Source organism: Providencia alcalifaciens DSM 30120 (assembly GCF_000173415.1).
In the GTDB taxonomy this organism is placed as follows: Bacteria; Pseudomonadota; Gammaproteobacteria; order Enterobacterales; family Enterobacteriaceae; genus Providencia; species Providencia alcalifaciens.
The window spans coordinates 16,700-35,466 of record NZ_ABXW01000019.1 but is presented as its reverse complement, the minus strand read 5'-3'; the positions used below and the strand labels follow the sequence as shown (position 1 = coordinate 35,466).

Annotated in this window: 15 protein-coding genes; 5 read left to right on the top strand and 10 right to left on the bottom strand. The window is 45.7% G+C overall.

Annotation, left to right across the window (positions count from 1 at the left end; translation table 11 throughout):
* A complete protein-coding gene (locus PROVALCAL_RS06050) occupies positions 1-2,199 on the bottom strand; it encodes a thiamine pyrophosphate-dependent enzyme (protein WP_039861690.1) in 2,199 nt (732 codons plus the stop codon).
* A gap of 721 nt (positions 2,200-2,920) precedes the next feature.
* Here PROVALCAL_RS06050 and PROVALCAL_RS19980 point away from each other — a divergent pair.
* The gene (locus tag PROVALCAL_RS19980) at positions 2,921-3,229 is read left to right on the top strand and encodes an AraC-like ligand-binding domain-containing protein (protein WP_243441092.1); all 309 of its coding nucleotides are present in this window, start codon (positions 2,921-2,923) and stop codon (positions 3,227-3,229) included.
* The gene (locus tag PROVALCAL_RS06045; protein ID WP_243441091.1) at positions 3,201-3,929 is read left to right on the top strand and encodes a helix-turn-helix transcriptional regulator; all 729 of its coding nucleotides are present in this window, start codon (positions 3,201-3,203) and stop codon (positions 3,927-3,929) included. The genes PROVALCAL_RS19980 and PROVALCAL_RS06045 overlap by 29 nt, the downstream gene beginning before the upstream one ends.
* 156 nt (positions 3,930-4,085) lie before the next feature.
* Here the strand turns inward: PROVALCAL_RS06045 and PROVALCAL_RS06040 are convergent, their stop codons facing one another.
* From PROVALCAL_RS06040 to soxR, 7 genes are all read right to left on the bottom strand, one after another.
* Positions 4,086-4,982, bottom strand: coding sequence for a SphA family protein (locus tag PROVALCAL_RS06040; RefSeq protein ID WP_006658254.1), 897 nt, complete (start codon positions 4,980-4,982; stop codon positions 4,086-4,088).
* Positions 4,983-5,063: 81 nt separating this feature from the next.
* A complete protein-coding gene (locus tag PROVALCAL_RS06035) occupies positions 5,064-6,677 on the bottom strand; it encodes a phytoene desaturase family protein (RefSeq protein WP_006658253.1) in 1,614 nt (537 codons plus the stop codon).
* A gap of 3 nt (positions 6,678-6,680) precedes the next feature.
* The gene (locus PROVALCAL_RS06030; RefSeq protein WP_006658252.1) at positions 6,681-7,463 is read right to left on the bottom strand and encodes a cyclase family protein; all 783 of its coding nucleotides are present in this window, start codon (positions 7,461-7,463) and stop codon (positions 6,681-6,683) included.
* Positions 7,464-7,477: 14 nt separating this feature from the next.
* A complete protein-coding gene (locus PROVALCAL_RS06025; RefSeq protein WP_226890334.1) occupies positions 7,478-8,014 on the bottom strand; it encodes a flavin reductase family protein in 537 nt (178 codons plus the stop codon).
* A gap of 11 nt (positions 8,015-8,025) precedes the next feature.
* The gene (locus PROVALCAL_RS06020) at positions 8,026-9,273 is read right to left on the bottom strand and encodes a styrene monooxygenase/indole monooxygenase family protein (RefSeq protein WP_006658250.1); all 1,248 of its coding nucleotides are present in this window, start codon (positions 9,271-9,273) and stop codon (positions 8,026-8,028) included.
* Positions 9,274-9,308: 35 nt separating this feature from the next.
* A complete protein-coding gene (locus PROVALCAL_RS06015) occupies positions 9,309-10,094 on the bottom strand; it encodes an SDR family oxidoreductase (RefSeq protein WP_006658249.1) in 786 nt (261 codons plus the stop codon).
* Between the two features lie 237 nt (positions 10,095-10,331).
* Positions 10,332-10,829 (bottom strand): redox-sensitive transcriptional activator SoxR, encoded by a 498-nt coding sequence (soxR, locus tag PROVALCAL_RS06010; protein ID WP_006658247.1) that lies wholly within the window; start codon positions 10,827-10,829, stop codon positions 10,332-10,334.
* 86 nt (positions 10,830-10,915) lie between these two features.
* On the opposite strand from soxR, the gene PROVALCAL_RS06005 reads away from it, so the two are divergent.
* From PROVALCAL_RS06005 to PROVALCAL_RS05995, 3 genes are read left to right on the top strand one after another with little or no spacing between them, the layout of a single operon-like run.
* Positions 10,916-12,013: an efflux RND transporter periplasmic adaptor subunit gene (locus PROVALCAL_RS06005; RefSeq protein ID WP_039861684.1), complete on the top strand. Its 1,098-nt coding sequence runs from the start codon at positions 10,916-10,918 to the stop codon at positions 12,011-12,013.
* A gap of 10 nt (positions 12,014-12,023) precedes the next feature.
* Positions 12,024-15,128 (top strand): MexW/MexI family multidrug efflux RND transporter permease subunit, encoded by a 3,105-nt coding sequence (locus PROVALCAL_RS06000; protein WP_006658245.1) that lies wholly within the window; start codon positions 12,024-12,026, stop codon positions 15,126-15,128.
* Complete coding sequence (locus PROVALCAL_RS05995) at positions 15,125-15,313, top strand: hypothetical protein (protein ID WP_006658244.1); 189 nt, start codon at positions 15,125-15,127, stop codon at positions 15,311-15,313. Before PROVALCAL_RS06000 ends, PROVALCAL_RS05995 begins: the two co-directional genes overlap by 4 nt.
* An 81-nt stretch (positions 15,314-15,394) precedes the next feature.
* On the opposite strand, the gene arnT is transcribed toward PROVALCAL_RS05995, so the two are convergent.
* Positions 15,395-17,041, bottom strand: a complete 1,647-nt coding sequence (gene arnT, locus PROVALCAL_RS05990) for a lipid IV(A) 4-amino-4-deoxy-L-arabinosyltransferase (RefSeq protein ID WP_006658243.1) — start codon at positions 17,039-17,041, stop codon at positions 15,395-15,397.
* 428 nt (positions 17,042-17,469) lie between these two features.
* Positions 17,470-18,744: a bifunctional O-acetylhomoserine aminocarboxypropyltransferase/cysteine synthase gene (locus PROVALCAL_RS05985; protein ID WP_006658242.1), complete on the bottom strand. Its 1,275-nt coding sequence runs from the start codon at positions 18,742-18,744 to the stop codon at positions 17,470-17,472.
* Positions 18,745-18,767 lie beyond the last annotated feature (23 nt).

Here is an 18,767-nt window from a genome sequence, read left to right as displayed (position 1 = left end):
CTAAAAACTCAGTTGTTCACGGCGGCGTGCATCACGACGCTGCAAAAAGCCAATAAACCAGCCGCGAACACGGTGGCGCAATTTGTCCCAACCATTTGGATTGGTGATAATTTGTGCTTTAAAGAAGGAGGGACACAGCACAGCGGCATGGGAGACTTCACCGCACAGCCCACAGCCTACGCAGCTATCCATCACTGTCGCGACTGGGTCTGTCCGTAAAGGATCTGGGTTAGGTTTGATTGATAACGATGGGCAACCCGATAAACGAATACAGGAGTGGTCTCCCGTGCAAGTGTCTGAATCGACACCAAAACGCTCACGGACAACTCGCTTGCCTGCTGAAACGTCTTCACGAACTTTTTTCTTTTCACGACGCTGTTTGTTCAACATACATTCGCTTTGGGCAATCAATACTTTAGGACCACTTTCTGTCGTCGTCAGAGCTTCACGTAATGTATTTGTCATGGCTTTTAGGTCATAGGTACGGGTGATGGTTTTCACCCAGTTCACCCCAACACCTTTAACGGCTTTTTCAATCTCATGGCCAGTGCTACGTGTTGGATTCAAAGCGGTTGACGATAAAATATCTTGTCCACCCGTTGCCGAGGTATAGCTGTTATCAACTACGATAGTGAGATTATCACTGCGGTTAAACACGCTATTGGCAATTCCACTCGTTAAGCCGTTATGCCAAAAACCACCATCCCCCATTACCGAAATAGCTCGCTTACCTGCTTTCGCATTCAGCGCAGCGGCACCCGCACCACCTAGCCCGTAACCCATTGTGGTATTGCCAAGATTAAATGGCGGTAAAATCGAGAATAAATGACAGCCAATATCGGCACTCACATGGTGCTCACCCAACTCACGCTCAACCAACTTCATTGCAGTAAAAATTGGGCGTTCTGGGCAGCCGGTACAAAATCCTGGCGGGCGCGCATGTACAGTGTCATTTAGGGTAGGCTCTGCCGCATTAACGTAATCCGGCAAGTCATCATCCGCTTTCACTGCCGTGATATTAATGGCTGGGATGCGGATCTGCTTAGCAGCCGCTTTCACTTGAGGTTCGATTTTGCCGTAACGTTCGAAGAATGAACGCAGTCCTGCCAATACAGTTGCCGTATTGTATTCACCTGCCATCGGCAACATGTCTTTACCGTGAAGTGCTATCTCAATATTGCGTTGGCGTAAAATATTCGCCACATTTTGCTCAACGAAGTTCGGCTGCCCTTCTTCCAATACCAAAATCGCTTTTTTGTTGCGACAAAAACGTTCAAATTCATCATCAATTAAGGGGTATGCCACATTCATGACATACAGTGGAATTTTGCTATTACCGAAGACATCGGCTAAGCCAATTTGGTTTAATGCACGAATCAAGGTATTGTAGCAACCGCCCTGTAAAGCAATTCCCACATCCTCTGAATCTTCCGCAAAAAATTCATTCAGTTCACGCTGTTGAATAAATTTGATAGCCGCGGGCCAACGTGCTTCTATTTTTTCTTTTTCATGTAAAAAACTTGCCGGCGGTAAAACGATACGGCTGACATCACGGGTTGGGTTCTCTAATGCATCTTTTACCGTGAATTTCGGATGTTGGTTATCTGAACAGGTAAATTGTCCATGAACATGGCAAGAACGAATACGCATTTGCAGCATAACTGGCGTATTACTAGCTTCGGAGAGATCAAAACCATCTTTGACTGCCTGTACAATGGAAGGCAAGTTAGGACGTGGGTCAAGTAGCCACATTTGGGATTTCATCGCAAAGGCGTGGCTACGCTCTTGCATAATTGAAGAGCCTTCGCCGTAATCCTCACCCACAATGATCAACGCCCCCCCCAATACACCACCAGAGGCTAAATTGGCTAATGCATCAGACGCCACGTTGGTTCCCACTGTCGCTTTAAATGTCACGGCGCCGCGTAAAGGGTAGTTCACCGATGCCGCAAGCGTTGCGGCTGCGGTTGCTTCGCTGGCACTGTTTTCAAAACGGATACCATATTCCGATAAAATATCCTGTGCATCCGCCAGTACATCCATCAGGTGGGAAATCGGTGCACCTTGATAGCCTGCGACATAAGAAACTCCCGATTCCAGTAATGCTTTTGTTACCGCAAGGATCCCTTCACCGCTGAATACTTCACCTTCACCCTGCCGTAATTTTTGAACTTCTTGGACAAACGAACGCTCAGCCATTTTAACCTCACCAGTCAACGTCGGCACGTTATTATCTTTTTTGTGTTTCCTTCTTGTATCTCATTTGTTAATAAATGGTCAATCCATGATTAATCATGCATATTAGATTCTTGCAGAGAGTGGATAAGAGGTGCATAGAGCGGACAAAATCATTGTAAAACAATGAAAAAATGCTGATGAACAGGCTCAAAGGTAAATATTTCAGTCTAGTAAACTATTGGCTAATTACTTTCACTAATCAATCATTAACTCCAATTAATCCTTACTCATAGAAAGGAATTAGAGTATTCATCTGATTAAAATCAATATGGCAATATAGATAACTTTTTGATTAACTAGTAGGCAGCAAAATATAAATAACTATATGAATAATCATATATTTAAAACTAAGAATTAATAAAAATAACTTTATTTTTTAGTTTGTTACCGAAATCACAATCAGCACATTCTTTGCACTTTTTTGCAGTATTTGGATAGTTTTTGCACAAATATGGCTAGGTAAGCAAATTCCTTTATGCTATGTTCGAAGCACAATTGGTTAAAAATTGTTTAATAAAATGTTAACAAAGTCGATTCCTGTGATGGGTCGAAAGTCGTCAAAAAATAACAATAAGATATCTAAATATCCCAACAAAGACCCTCAAAGGACCCACTAGCCAGTGACTTCTATCTGCTAGGAAGCCAATCAGGGTTACAGTGTTTACTTTGGAGGCACCTCCTTATGTTGAGCAACTCATGGCCTTATGCACCTGCACCTCAAATAGAGAATCAACTCTGTTCTTCTGAACGATTGTTGTTCAGTTCAGCCGATCCTGAAGAGATCAAATCCATGGTGGGGCGCGTTATGAAACCTCATCAATTTCAATTGCTTAATCAACATCAGCGCCTTGATGCTCGCATGCATTACATCCCAATGGGCGACATTTCCCTTAGTCGGCTACGTTATGGTGCTGATGTGGCTATCACGCCAGGACAACTCGAAGTATTTTTTTCTGGTGCAGATGCCGCTATCAGGCAGTGCCATCATTGAAAGTGGCGGAAAAACCGTAGAATCGACACCACTGATGGCCTCATTATTGAGTCCTGAAGAGTCTACGGTGATGCGTTGGAACAGTGATAATGACCAATTTATGCTACGCATCTCCCGTTCTTTATTAGAACGTACTTTGGTCGGGCAGCTTGGACACACTTTAGATAAACCATTAGTTTTTGAATTAGGGTTTGCTTGGCAATCATGTATTGCATGGCGTACGTTGATGAACTATCTGATTGAATGCGCAACACGTACGCCAGATTTGCTGCAACATAAGCTTATTACCACTCAAGTAGAACAATTGGTTTCTGTCACACTCTTATCCACACACCAGCATAATTATTTGGAAGATTCCGGTATGCGCCGTGCCACTATTCGTCCGCGCCATGTGCGCCGCGTTCAAGAGTATCTTGAAGCACACGCCCACGAACCCATTACGGTAGAACAACTGGCTCACATTGCCGGAGTCAGTTTACGCAGCCTATATGCCGGTTTTAAAGAGTTTTTGGACATTAGCCCGATGCAGTATTTACGTGATTTACGTATGGAACGCGTGCGAGCTGAATTGATGTCAGGGGAAGCCACCAGCGTCACGGGTGTCGCCTTACGTTGGGGATTTGCTCATATGGGACGTTTTAGCGCCGAATATAAACAACGCTATGGTGAAAGCCCAAGCCAAAGTATGAAAAAAGCGTAACGCGTAACTTAAAGCAGTCCTTGATTAAAATGACCGTATAGCGAAAAAGCCATGCGGTTATTTTTTTCATCGATAATGCTCTCAACCATCACTTGGAAATGAGTCGTCAATAGGGATATCAGCAGCCTTTCGGCTGCCAATATTAATAATGCAGGATCAAAACGGAATGGACGCTTTGAGATAAATTTGGGAACCTTCAGGGCGATTTTTCACCGAGAAATCTTTCTCCCATTTTGCCGTAAATAACCAGCCTTGTGGGTTAGCATAGCGGATTGACGGACCTACTGCGAAAGCTTGAGCCTTACCTTGTGCGGAGTTTGGACCACTGTCATTCGTGGTTTGCATAAACCCATATCCACCAATACCCGCAACCCAACCATTGCCAAAGCCCCAACCGACCGCATAATCGGCATGGAATGCCTGACCTGAACGCGTGTCCGTATCATTGTTGCGGAAATTAAAGTCATACATCATTTTTAAATCCGCATTAACGCCCACTGGGGGGATATAGCTGATTGCCCAAACTGGCTGTAATACCCAGTAATTCTTCCCTAAGCTTGAGGGGTCAGTTTTACTGTATTTTCCGGTTGGGGCATAAGCATCCAAGCCCAGCACATAATGTAAATCTGCTGAAGGATGGAAGCCTAATGCGGGACCAAAAGTGATATCCCCCAATCCACGGCTAGTTTCCTTATTCCCCGCCGCTTTTGCAGTCACATCAAGCAGTGGAAGAATGGTATGGAATGCCAAATCACCACCGAACACTTTTTGATCGGTAACCCAGATAAAACGCGGTGCGAGCACATTCACATTGACACTAAAGCCAGGAATAGGGATTTTATCGCCTTTATCATCACGAACACTGTCATAATGCGCATTACCGCCATATACCAACACATGCACACCTTGCGGTGGCAATGCGCCAGACATAAAGTTTTCGAGCCCATCAGGGTAGATCCCAAGACCTCCCCCCTCGGTTGCAACGGCACCGAACGACAATGCCCCCAAGCATGAACCGACGATTAGCTTATTGACCATTTCTTTATTCATCATTTACCTGCCGCTATAGTTGTTTTTATGGTGGTGATTTTTATATTTGCTGTGTTTATCTTGCCTACGATTTGGTAAAGCCCATTACCGCTTTTTCTTCGCTGCTAATTGCTCAGCAACTAAATACCCAGAGCCCCCGCCAAGACCAGGACCCGGATGTGTTGATGCCCCAATGTGGAACAGATTTTTGACTGCTGTTTGATGTGCCTTAGTTTTTCCTGAAGCGGCAAACGGTCGTAGCCAAAAGAATTGATCTGGAGAACAAGTTCCTGAATAAGGATCTCCCCCCACCAAATTGCAGTTGTAGTTTTCAAGATCTGCCGGAGAAATTGCTTTACGACCAATGATCAGGTTAGTCACTCCTGGCATCACCATTTCCAAACGCTGTTGAATACGATCGGCTACAGCTTCACGCACCGTTTCATTCCAGCAACCATCTTCAGGTACCGTGATTTCGCCCGCCGCGTCCCCTTTCAAATGGCGAGGTAATTCCTGCATTTGAATCCATAAGATCCAGCCACCATCAGGTGCTCGACTTGGATCTAACGCTGTTGGCTGACCAATACCAAAGGTGGGTCTATCTGGTAAATATCCATTATTCGCCTGCGTGACAGACAAACACACTTGCTCCATACTTTCTGTAAAATGCACCAATGGCACATGGCGTAACTCTGGATTACACCACGGTGGCGGCGCACTGAGCGCAAAGTGAATTTGCATGCCCCCGCGACCATAACGATATCCCTTAGCATGTTGCTTCACTTGAGGGGAAACCTCATCAAGTAGACCGCCATACAGCTGAGTTGGTGTCACATTACACACCACACTTTCACTCGCGGGGATAAACTTCCCATCGACCCGAACACCTATCGCACGGCTCGCTTTACCACTGCCTTTCGTGATGATTTTTTCCACATGAGCATGGGTACGCAGCTCACCGCCATGTTGCTCAATGACTTTGGTAAATGCTTCAACAATCCGATAACTTCCCCCTTTCACGACCGGCATTCCCCCCGCCACTACCGCCGCAAAAGTCAGCTTTCCTATCAGCGCTGAGCTGGCTTCATCAGGCCCTAACCCTGTATGCAGCACCCACGGTGCCATCAGTGCTCGGCTAAAGTCATGCTGCAATTCCCGCTCAGACCAGCGCCGAAAACTCTCCACGCCAGACTTGGCAAAATCCAGTAGACCGTCAACGCCACGTTTACGCCATTCCGAAAACAGCAGTTTGAACATGCCGCCGCTGTAGGGGTTCTGCCCCAACAAACCAAAGGTCAGAGCGGCATCTTCACTGAACAATTTTTCTGCCATTTGGCGAAATGCAAAGCCATCACCGGGTGCGATTTCATCCAGCTGTTTGGCGGCAGCACCAATATCTCGTTTTAATGCCACCGATTTACCATCGGGTTGCACCAAACCGGTGGAATAATCGCACTGAGCAAATTCCAAGCCATGCTGTTGCAGTAAAGGAGCGAGTTCTTGATAACCGGGACTGCCCACAAACAGGGAATACCAGCAAGAAAGTAGGTCGTGAGTGTATCCGTCAAATAGCGCTTCAGTACGAATACAACCACCAAGGCGATCGTTGCGTTCTAATACCAATACGGATTTTCCGCGCACCGCCAATAACGCCGCGCACATCAGTGAGTTCATCCCACTGCCGACCACAATCACTTGAGGATTTGATAAGGTCGCCATACCTCACCCCACCAGCGCAAGCACACGCAGTGGGCTACCTGAACCACCCTCAATTTTCAGTGGTGCCGCCACAATGACCACGCCAGTTGCGGGTAATTGATCGAGGTTTTTTAAGCATTGCAGACCATACTTATTATTGCCATGCATTAAGGTATGGCAGGGATAGGGCACTGGCCAGCTATAAGATTGCCCAGCATCGGTATTGATAGTTTCAACCCCGAATCCTTTCACATCACGTTGATAAATAAGCCATTCTACGGCTTCCTGAGAAGGACCAGGGGTATGAGCGCCATCTTCTCGCATATTCACATACGCTTCTGGGTTATCCGATTTTTTTGACCAATCTGTTCGCAGTAAGACCCATGCGGCTTTTGGGATTTTGCCGTATTTTTCTTCCCACTTTTGTAGGAAATCCACGGTTAAGATCCAATCTGGGTTTTTCGCGACTTCTTTGCTGGCATCAACCACCACCGCAGGGGCAATAAAATGGTGAAGTGGGATAGTATCAACAGTATTTTTCGGCTGATCTTTACCACTTATCCAATGGATAGGTGCATCAAAGTGGGTTCCGGTGTGTTCACCACAGCTAAAATTGTTCCAATACCACGCGGGACCATTTTCATCATAACGGGAGATTTGCTCCATTTTAAATGACCAAACTTGCCCAAATTCAGCGGGTAGCTGTAGTGCAGGAAATGAAGGTGATAAGGTTTGCGTCAGGTCGATAATCTGAATATTGCCTTTTTGTAACTCGCTGGCGAATGACATCAAAGTTTGCTGTTCCATACTATCTCCTGCGCCTATTGCGCTTCATGTAAGGCAGTAAATGTGCCACTGTGGAAAACTAACGGCTTACCGGTTTCGCTACCAATGCGACGCACATGCCCCACCATCAGTAAATGATCCCCAATATGATCTTGTTTGTGGTTTTCACACACCAACGTCACGATCGCCCCATGTAAGGCAGGGATCCCTTCAGGTGTCATATGTACCGCTACATCTTCAAACTTGTTTTCAACACGCGGATTGGCAAAACGCATAGCTAGCTCTTGGTGATCTTTTCCCAAGATGTTGATCGTGAAATGCTGGCAATCACGAAACACCGCAAGATTAGTGGAATGATTCACTAGGCTCCACAACACTAAAGGAGGATCTAATGAGAGTGATGCAAATGAGTTGATCGTCAGACCAACATCACGTCCATCAGGCGTTCGCGTGGTGACAACTGCGACCCCTGTGGGGTAGCAGCCTAGTAAATTGCGTAAGGTTTTCGATTCAAACTCGGTATGACCCCATTCGCTCTCGCACATAAGTGTGTCCTCTGCAATCATCGACATACTGATCTCTCCTACGAAGCGCGAACTTCTTCTTGCATCAACGATTGAATATACGTATCGCAGGCATGGGCATCGTGCCACCACGGAGCAAGTACCGGTGGGTAGTTAAAAGCATTCGCGACAGTATGAGCAAGGGTTGGCAACTGCTGAGCAGCGCCTAATACATTCAGGACATGTGGCTCTGGTGGCGCTAACAAGGCGTTAGTCCATTCCACGACATGGCGACCATATTTCCAAAACTGTTCAAAAGTGTCATTCATCCACTCGGCGGTATATGGCTTATCACCACGCGCTAAAATAGCGTCATAGTAAACTTTGCTGGCTTTTGTGGCATTGTTAGAACCTTGTCCGGTCAGTGGGTCATTCGTGACTAATGCATCACCTAAACCAAAGACAATTTTCCCTGACGGCAGGGTGAGTACGGGTTTACGGACCGTTGGAGCAAAGCGCCCAGCCAGAATGCCATTTTCATCGGTCAACTCGATATGACGGCAGCGTTCAGCTTCCCAAGGTAAGTAGGTATCGATGATTTTTTTGCTATAAGCCAGATGCTCTTGCGGCGTGCGGGCTTCTCCCCATTGGTCCATCGGTCCACCAGGCACACCTTCAAATACCATAATGTGGCAATCACCGCTGTTAGTTAGCGATGGGAACACAAAGTACTCCCCCACTCCAGGGATCAGGTTGAAGGAAACTTGTGAAAATTCAGGGGTTGGTAGCATTCCGTGAACATAAGTCAGTGCTAATGCACGTTGTGGTTTGTCATACGGCGAGCGGGATGCATCGCGTTCTAACAGCTTCACAATTTCGCCTTTTCCTCCTGCGAGGATCACTAAATCATGAGTTTCTGCTAAGCGTTCAAGTTCAGCGACACCCACATCTTCAATCAGTAAGTTACCGCCACGAGCAGCAAACAACTCTAGCCAATAGGGCATTTTGATACGCTGATCAACCGCTTGAGCGTAATTATCTAAGCGAGAACGCCAAGTAATAGCTTTCTCTCCCGCTTTTTCTGGGTGTGGCACAGTAAAGCCGATTCCTTCAACGGGTGGGCATTTGTCTTCCCAGAAATTAATGCCAAGATCGCGTTCAAATTGCAGCGAAATATCAAACATACATTGGCTAGACATAACTCTGCCATTTTTCACATCATCTGGGGTACGGTTGGTGGCAACCGTCACATCATAACCTTTGTCTAGCAGCCCTAATGCCAATGGCATACCCGCCTGACCACCACCTACGATTGCGATACGACGCATAGTGAATTCCTCGATAAAATTAAAATAAGGGTGTCTTATTCAGCAAGACGGGGAATGGCGGGTTTCGCCTGTTCAGGTCCCATGGCAGAGTATCCACCATCAACCGAGTAATCTGAGCCAGTCACAAAACTCGCCAGATCAGAAAGTAGGAATGCCACGACCTGAGCCACTTCTTCTGGGTCGCCAACACGTTGTAAAAGATGATAATCCGCAGCGACGCGGTCGGTTTTTTGACGATCGCCGCCAGTCAGTTCATCCATGACCCGTGACCATGTCCAACCAGGGGAAACAGAGTTGACGCGAATACCGTCGGGAGCATAGTCCATTGCTTGACTGCGCGTGACTTCAAGCATGGCAGCTTTGGACGCGGGATAGAGCCAACGACCTGTTTGCGCGACCGAAGAGGAAATACTGGTAAAATTAACAATTGCCCCTTTGTCTGCTTTCGCTAAATAAGGTTTGGCAAATTGTGCTGCCATCACCGCACTCACGACATTGATATTGAGTGCCGTGAGCCAATCTTGGCGAGAAGACGCTTGACCGTCATCCAAATAGGTTGCGGCCAGATTAACCAAAAAATCGAGTTGACCGTACTTTTGCGCAACACGGTCAATACCGTGTTTTAGCTGTTGGTCATCGGTGATATCGATAGGTAGAAAGTCAATATTGGGCTCCGATTGCGCCACACTTTCTCCATTGGTTTTATCAATATCAAAAATGGTCACTTTCACCCCATAAGAACATAAGATTTTCGCCACCGTTGCGCCGATTTTTGTTGCACCACCTGTCACAATGGCAATTTTGTTGTTCAGACCTTTCATCGCTGTGCCCTCTTTGCTCTCATTCGCTCACCATAGGTTCACAAAAGAATATGTTCACAAAATAATGCGTTCACAAAAAATTAACATGACGCATCATTACGCAAAAAAGGCAAAACGCTGTAGCCTATATGCGCAAAGATTATCCGCACAGCGCGGCTATTTGATTAATAACTTAATGATTATATTGAATAAATAGCCACATTTTGCAGTGACTATCCAGATAGTGAAAAGTGTGATTTATGGGCGTTCTAGAATTTGAGCACCCGGACCCTGATTCCCTAAAATATCTTCAGGGTTGCGCAATGGGCAGTCACGCAGTGATAAACAACCGCAACCTATACAATGGTCTAATTCATTACGTAATCGAGTTAACTGTTTGATTCGTCTGTCTAAAGAACTTTTCCACTCTGTGGACATGCTCTTCCATTCTTCTGCAGTCAACGTGCTATTTGCAGGAAATTTACCTAGCGCATCTTGGATCTCTTTTAACGGAATTCCTGTGCTTTGAGCCACTTTAATGATGGCAATATAGCGTAAAACGACAGGTGGAAAACGTCGTTGGTTTCCTTGGGTTCGAGCGCTTTGAATTAACCCTTTTGCTTCATAAAAATGCACGGTTGATACGGGTACACCCGCGCGCTTTGCCACTTCTCCCACGGTAAGTGCTCGTGAAAAATCCCCCTTTTCCGCCGCAATTTCCCGCGTTTTTATCGTCTTCATGGTTTTGCCCACCATTTTTGCCCACCCCCTATTGACCTCAACTTAACTTAAGGTTTTATAGTGCCAGCCTCTTTAATTGTCAATTTAAGATGCCAATGATAATGAATAAAAAAACGCTAACTTTGCTATGCGCTGTACTTATCACCGCAGGTGGGGGAACAGTGATTTACTCGACATACGCCAATTCAAACGATAAACCACAAGCGGCTTATCAGTATCCTCCTGTAAAAGTCGCTTTGGCGCCGGTGACGCTCGCTAATGCCCCCCGAACCTTCTACGGCGTGGGAGAATTAGAAGCTGGCAGCCAAGTATTGGTGGCTGCTGAGACCAGTGGACGCATTACTAAAATCGGTTTTGAATCCGGACAGCCAGTGAAAAAAGGGCAACTGCTAGTCCAACTCAATGATGCCGTAGAAAGAGCCGATTTGGCTCGCTATCAAGCGCAATATCGTAATGCAGCTCGTTTATATGAGAGAACGCGGACTTTATCTGCTCAACATTTGGTGGCTGAAGCTCAAGTAGATAGTACGCGTGCTGAGCGAGATATGGCGCAAGGGTTAATTCAACAAACCCAAGCCTTAATTGCACAAAAAGCCATTCATGCCCCCTTTGATGGCATCATCGGTATCCGGCAAGTTCATGAGGGTCAATACCTTAGCCCTGGGGAAACCATTGCTAGCCTGGTGGATACGCAAACTTTGAAGCTAAATTTCTCATTAGATGAACAAGCCTCCCCTGAATTGCATCAAGGGCAAGTGGTGAACCTTGCTGTTGATGCTTACCCAAACACACCGTTTCCCGCGAAGATAACCGCCATTGATCCGCTGATAGGTAAATCCCGTACGATTGCATTGCAAGCCACATTGGATAACAGCAATGGCAAACTCAAAGCCGGTATGTACGCTAATGTCACGGTAGTTCGCCAAGCCAATAATGCGGTACTGACTGTCCCTGAAACTGCGGTCACTTATACCGCTTATGGGGATACGGTGTTTATCGCTGAAGGTTCAGCTGATGCCATGACCGTTAAACGTGTTTCTGTAAAAACAGGACAGCGTTTTGATGGCAATATCGAAATTGAGCACGGGCTCATGGAAGGTGACCAAGTCGTGAGGTCGGGGCAATTACGCCTGAATAATGGCTCAGCGATTATTCCTGTGGCACAAGATACATTATCTGAAACGCCTCAAGGCTCATAAGGACAGCATCATGAAATTCACGGATTTGTTTGTTCGCCGCCCTGTTTTAGCCTTAGTGGTGAGTGCCTTGATTGTGCTTATTGGGCTCTTCGCACTGAGCAAGTTACCCATTCGCCAATACCCACAGCTAGAAAGTTCAACGATCACCATTACAACTCAGTACCCCGGTGCATCGGCAAAACTCATGCAGGGATTTGTTACCCAGCCCATTGCACAAGCCGTCTCTTCCGTAGAGGGGGTCGATTACTTATCATCATCATCCGTTCAAGGCAGTAGCCTCGTTACCGTACGTATGGAGCTTAATCGCGATTCCACTCAAGCGCTCACCCAAGTGATGGCAAAGGTGAATCAAGTTCGTTATAAGTTACCCAAAGAAGCTTATGACCCCGTTATTGAACTCTCTTCTGGGGAATCTACCGCTGTAGCTTATATTGGTTTTTCCAGTACCGAACTCGCTATCCCTGCTCTGACAGATTATCTTTCCCGCGTGGTGGAACCCATGTATTCGGCGATTGATGGGGTAGCAAAAGTGCAAGTATTTGGCGGGCAGCAGCTCGCAATGCGCCTATGGCTAGACGCGGATAAACTCGCCGGTCGAGGTATTTCTGCGGCTGAAGTTGCGCAAGCCGTACGCCAAAATAACTACCAAGCGGCGCCCGGAAAGGTCAAAGGAGAATTTGTTATCTCCAACGTGTATGTGAACACCGATTTGACCAATGTGGATGAATTTCGAGACTTAGTGATCCGCAATGATGGCAACGGGCTTGTGCGCTTAAAAGATGTGGGCACCATTGAGCTTGGGGCCGCCTCCACGGAAACCAGCGGATTAATGAATGGCGAGCCCGCTATTTATTTAGGTTTATTTGCCACCCCGACGGGTAACCCGCTGGTCATTGTAGATGGCATGAATAAACTCATGCCTGATATCACGAAAACACTGCCGCCAGATGTGAAGGTGGAAATGGCCTTCGAGACGTCACGGTTTATTAAGGCCTCTATCAACCAAGTGGTCAGTACCTTAGTTGAAGCCCTGCTAATCGTTATTGCGGTGATTTACCTGTGTCTTGGGTCTATTCGCAGTGTCATTATCCCTATCCTAGCAATTCCGCTGTCCATGTTGGGTGCCGCTGCATTAATGATGGCGTTCGGTTTTAGTATTAACCTGCTTACCCTGCTAGCAATGGTGTTGGCGATTGGGTTGGTGGTGGACGATGCCATTGTGGTCGTGGAAAACGTCCATCGGCATATTGAAGAGGGGAAATCCCCCGTTCTCGCGGCCTTAATTGGTGCCCGTGAGGTGGCAGGTCCTGTTATCGCCATGACCATTACACTCGCAGCGGTCTATGCGCCTATTGGTTTGATGTCAGGGTTAACTGGCGCGCTATTTAAAGAATTCGCACTCACCTTAGCCGGTGCCGTGATTGTTTCAGGTATCGTGGCATTAACGCTTTCTCCTGTAATGAGCTCATTTATGCTGAATTCAAAACAGAATGAAGGACGTATGGCGAGAATGGCAGAAACCTTCTTCGAAACGCTTGCCCATTATTACACTGCCATTTTGAATTTCTCGTTGAAAAATCGTTGGATGACAGGAATCTTAGCGTTAGGTGTCGTGGTCAGCTTGCCAATGCTGTATCACGCCGCGCCGCGAGAGCTCGCCCCTGTTGAAGACCAATCGAGTGTATTAACCGCGATTAAGTCCCCACAGCATGCGAATCTTGAATATGTGGAGCGATTCTCACGTAAGTTACATGATGTCTTTACAGCGCTTCCCGAAACGGAAAGTACGTGGATTATCAACGGTACTGATGGCCCGTCAGCCAGCTTTGGGGGAACTAACCTCACTAGCTGGGAACAGCGTGAGCGCCCTGCTTCAGCCATTCAATCTGATTTACAAGGACGAGTTGGTGATGTGGAGGGTAACAGTATCTTTGTTTTTCAATTACCTGCACTACCCGGTTCAACAGGCGGATTGCCAATCCAAATGGTGTTAAAAAGCCCGCAGGATTATCCGGTACTGTATCGTACGATGGAAGAAATTAAACAACGCGCTCGTGAAAGCGGTCTGTTTATGGTGGTAGATAGCGATCTCGACTACAACAATCCTGTCGTTGAGGTGCGTATTAACCGCTCAAAAGCCAATAGCCTTGGCATTCGCATGCAGGATATTGGTGAATCACTCACACTGCTCGTCGGCGAGAACTATATCAACCGCTTTGGCATGGATGGTCGCTCCTATGACGTGATCCCGCAGAGCTTACGTAGCCAAAGACTCACACCTGAAGCTTTGTCTCACCATTATGTGAAATCCGAGGATAGCAGCATGATCCCGCTGTCAACCGTCGTGGATATTTCTACGCAAGTTGAACCAAATAAGCTGACCCAATTCAACCAACAGAATGCCGCTATTTTTCAAGCTATCCCCGCTCCCGGAGTAACATTGGGGCAGGCGGTAGCGTATTTAGATGAGATGGCCAGTGAACTACCTGCCGGTTTTAGCCATGATTGGCAATCTGATTCACGCCAATATAAACAAGAAGGAAACACCCTCGCCTTCGCCTTTATGGCGGCGCTGATTATTATCTATTTAGTGCTCGCCGCGCAGTATGAAAGCCTTGTCGATCCTTTGATTATCTTAATTACTGTTCCACTTTCAATCTGTGGCGCCTTGATCCCACTCGCCCTCGGCTATGCCACCCTCAATATTTATACCCAAATTGGGTTAGTCACCTTAATTGGGTTGATCAGTAAACATGGGATCTTAATGGTGGAGTTTGCCAACGAGCTCCAAGCCAATGAAGGCTTAGATAAGCGACACGCCATTTTAAAAGCTGCACAAATTCGTTTACGCCCTATTTTAATGACAACGGCAGCGATGGTTATTGGTTTAGTACCTCTGCTGTTTGCCACAGGAGCAGGTGCAAATAGTCGATTTGGTCTGGGTTTAGTGATTGTCACAGGCATGCTGGTTGGCACGCTATTTACCCTGTTTGTGCTACCGACCATCTATTCCGTACTCGCTCGAAATCATAATGCGACGACATTAACCCCAAGACGTTATGAGCTTGCTGAAGCTAACCGCCTAATTAAACATTCTGAGGAGACGGCGCCATGAATTACTCATCGTTAAACCATCTTTCACTGGTGCCTACACGCAAGGAAAAACGGGCAGCTCATGACAATAAATCAACTGATTTTTCTGCCAACCCGATGAGTAATAGCATCGCGATGATGATGATTTATCATCCTTATCCATTAAGTACCTCACATTCGGACGTCACAGATCCACAGCGTAAATAACCTCTAGATTTAAATAATAAAAAAGAGCCGCATGCATTCGCTTTGCGGCTCTTCTTCAACAGACTATCAGTCGATTTTTATTTACTGACCTTCATAGAAAGCCATCACCAACTTACCTTCTTTAATGATGATAGGCGTCCCCGGTAGCGCATCGATGACCTCATTTTGAGAGGCTTCTACTACGACCGCAACATTACGGTTATTTTGGCTCGCCAGTAAGCTTGGCAACTGTTCTAAACGATAAAAGCGGTTTTCAGCATCCGGATAATTTAGCCCATAACCTAACTCACCAGTTTGATATAACATCGTAATATCATCGCGTTTCAGTACCCAAGCTAATGCGGTACCCAATCCCACATTATTGGTTAATAACACCGCTCGATTTTGCAGTTGATCTTGGTATTTTGCCAACACGCCTTGCGGCGTATTATTGCTCTCGATGTATTTAGGGATCACATGCCCAATACTGAGGCTTAACGCTAAAGTACATGCCGCCGCCCACGACCAATACTTACGGTTGAATGACACGATCCCCATTGCTGCCCAGAAAAGGAATGCACCTGCGGCAATCCACATTTTGTAGCTTTCATCCCCTTGATATAAATTCATTTTAGGGAAGTAAGGTGATGCAATAAATGCCCCTGCCGCCACGACACCCAGTGTTATGTTTATCAACGCATTCAGGCGAATGGTAGCCACTTTATTCTGGGTTAAAACCTGTTGCAAATAGGATGCCATCAAAATCGCGATAGGTGCGATGCACGGCAAAATATACGTGAGTAACTTTCCTTTGGTGATACTAAAAAATAGGAAAGGCAGCACCGCCCACAACAAGAAATAAAGGTTTATACCTTTAGCTCGAATAGCATAGGCAATCGACGAAACTAAGTAGCCTAACCACGGAAGAACCGCCGCCACTAAAATGGGTACATAGAACCAAAATGGGGATTTATTTTGTGCATTATCTGCCATAAAGCGCTGAATATGCTCAACCCAGAAAAAATAACTCCAAAAATCGGGTTCAAGGCTAGCAATCGTTAATGCCCACGGCAGACAAACTAAAATAGCGACAAGAATAGAGACCAGCGCATACAAACAGATTTCTTTTAATTTTTTAAAATAAATCGCGCTGACTGAGCAGACTAACACTGGCAAGACCAAAACTAAAAAGCCTTTGGTCATTACCCCTAACCCACATGCAACACCTATCAGAATATATGCATACAATTTGTGGGCGCGTTGTGTCGTGGTTATCCCCCATTGGAAAAAGAAGATAATCATCGTAATAAAAGCGGTAACAATTGGGTCCAAAATATTATAAGTCCCAATCGTTAAAATCATAAACATCGAGAGGTAGATAAGTACCGCATTAAAGGCAAGGTCTTTATTCTTCCATGCCATCTTAGCGCTCAAATAAACAAATAGTCCGCTAATTAAGGTGCTAAAAACGACACCTAAGCGAACAGAAACATTGTTTTCGCCATATAGCATCTGGAAGAAAGAACCCACCCAATAGCCGAAAATAGGTTTTTCAAAATAACGGATGCCTAACAGTTCAGGTACGCTCCAATGGCTACTCAGTATCAGTTCTCGACTGATTTCGGCATAGCGTAATTCATCAGGTTGCCATAACATGCGCCCATTCAGTGGCAGAAAATAGGTTATGAGTACAAAACCGAATAATAGGCACCACTTTAAGTAGGCTTTTTTATTATTTGCCATCATCATTTAATCTCAACCATTCTTGTCATAAATATTTAATAATTATTATTTGTGCTACTGCATCAAACGCTTTTTATTAATCAAAACAGAGTACTATTATCTTCGAATTGACTAAACCCAGTATAAACCAATAAACATTTTCGTATTCCATTTAACATACTAGCTAAACAATCAATAAATGAATCGTGCATTTAAATGTTAAGATAAAAATGAGCTGCTTGTTCAGACTCGATTAAAAAACAATAGTTCAGCAATTACCATTTATTTTTAACAGAATGATAAATAAATTAAAAAAGGCTTTTTTTACAAATAGTTTTTTATGCTACAAAGGCAGTAACAGCGTGATAATTAATAACGTCAGTAACAGCAAAGACAGTTATTGCATTATATATTTAACAATAACCGCCTTTATTCATGGGGAGTGTTTTAATTGCTTACTTAGCCGCATCCAGCGCTTGAGTTAAGTCCGCAAGGATATCATCAATATGCTCGATTCCTATTGATAAGCGGATCATATCTCGTGATACACCTGCGCGCGCTAGCTCGGCATCATTTAATTGGCGATGCGTTGTGGAGGCAGGATGACACGCTAACGATTTAGCATCACCAATATTGACTAAGCGAACAATCAGGTTCAGAGCATCAATGAAACGAGCCCCAGCTTCCTGTCCCCCCTTGATCCCGAAAGACATAATACTGGCAGGCTTACCTTGCATGTATTTTTGCGCAAGTGCATGTTCCGGATTACTTGGTAACCCCGCATATTTTACCCATGCCACTTGCGGATGATTTTCTAAATATTGTGCGACTTTCAGCGCATTTTCAGTGTGGCGCTCCATTCTTAAGGCTAAAGTTTCCAAACCTTGAAGAATTAAAAAGGCATTAAAGGGTGATAATGCTGCACCCGTTCCACGCAACGGAGCTACACGGCAACGGGCAATAAAGGCAGCAGCCCCAAAATGTTCGGTATAACTCACGCCGTGATAAGCAATATCCGGCTCAACTAATAGAGAGAAGCGCTCAGCATGCTCAGCCCACGGAAATTTTCCAGAATCAACCACCATGCCGCCAATTGAAGTACCGTGACCGCCGATATATTTTGTCAGCGAGTGAACCACAATGTCAGCACCATATTCGAACGGACGACATAAATATGGCGTTGCAACCGTGTTATCAACTATAAGTGGAACACCGTGGCGATGAGCAACATCGGCTAGTGCGGCGAGATCTACAATGAAACCAGCAGGGTTTGAGATAGATTCGCAGAAAACAGCCTTGGTTTTATCATCAATTAAAGCTTCCAGCGCCGCTAAATCATCATGCTCTGCAAAACGAGTTTCAATACCTAGGCGAGGTAAAGTATGTGCGAGTAAGTTATACGTTCCGCCGTACAATTTTGCGACAGAAACAATGTTATCGCCAACTTGGGCGACAGTTTGGATGGCATAAGTGATAGCAGCCATTCCCGAGGCAACTGCCAGTCCTGCAATGCCACCTTCAAGAGCAGCAACGCGCTTTTCTAGCACATCGTTGGTCGGGTTCATAATGCGGGTATAGATATTACCTGCAACTTTTAAGTCGAACAGATCCGCGCCGTGTTGTGTATCGTCAAATGCATAAGAGGTGGTTTGATAAATAGGCACCGCGACAGACTTGGTTGTAGGGTCTGGAGAATAGCCTGCGTGGATTGATAATGTTTCTAATTTCATTGCGTTATCCTTGTTATACCCGC

Coding starts and splice junctions, on each gene's coding strand:
- PROVALCAL_RS06050 (WP_039861690.1), bottom strand. CDS start 2,199: ATGGCTGAGCGTTCGTTTGTCCAAGAAGTTCAAAAATTACGGCAGGGT.
- PROVALCAL_RS19980 (WP_243441092.1), top strand. CDS start 2,921: ATGTTGAGCAACTCATGGCCTTATGCACCTGCACCTCAAATAGAGAAT.
- PROVALCAL_RS06045 (WP_243441091.1), top strand. CDS start 3,201: ATGCCGCTATCAGGCAGTGCCATCATTGAAAGTGGCGGAAAAACCGTA.
- PROVALCAL_RS06040 (WP_006658254.1), bottom strand. CDS start 4,982: ATGATGAATAAAGAAATGGTCAATAAGCTAATCGTCGGTTCATGCTTG.
- PROVALCAL_RS06035 (WP_006658253.1), bottom strand. CDS start 6,677: ATGGCGACCTTATCAAATCCTCAAGTGATTGTGGTCGGCAGTGGGATG.
- PROVALCAL_RS06030 (WP_006658252.1), bottom strand. CDS start 7,463: ATGGAACAGCAAACTTTGATGTCATTCGCCAGCGAGTTACAAAAAGGC.
- PROVALCAL_RS06025 (WP_226890334.1), bottom strand. CDS start 8,014: ATGTCGATGATTGCAGAGGACACACTTATGTGCGAGAGCGAATGGGGT.
- PROVALCAL_RS06020 (WP_006658250.1), bottom strand. CDS start 9,273: ATGCGTCGTATCGCAATCGTAGGTGGTGGTCAGGCGGGTATGCCATTG.
- PROVALCAL_RS06015 (WP_006658249.1), bottom strand. CDS start 10,094: ATGAAAGGTCTGAACAACAAAATTGCCATTGTGACAGGTGGTGCAACA.
- soxR (WP_006658247.1), bottom strand. CDS start 10,829: ATGGTGGGCAAAACCATGAAGACGATAAAAACGCGGGAAATTGCGGCG.
- PROVALCAL_RS06005 (WP_039861684.1), top strand. CDS start 10,916: ATGAATAAAAAAACGCTAACTTTGCTATGCGCTGTACTTATCACCGCA.
- PROVALCAL_RS06000 (WP_006658245.1), top strand. CDS start 12,024: ATGAAATTCACGGATTTGTTTGTTCGCCGCCCTGTTTTAGCCTTAGTG.
- PROVALCAL_RS05995 (WP_006658244.1), top strand. CDS start 15,125: ATGAATTACTCATCGTTAAACCATCTTTCACTGGTGCCTACACGCAAG.
- arnT (WP_006658243.1), bottom strand. CDS start 17,041: ATGATGATGGCAAATAATAAAAAAGCCTACTTAAAGTGGTGCCTATTA.
- PROVALCAL_RS05985 (WP_006658242.1), bottom strand. CDS start 18,744: ATGAAATTAGAAACATTATCAATCCACGCAGGCTATTCTCCAGACCCT.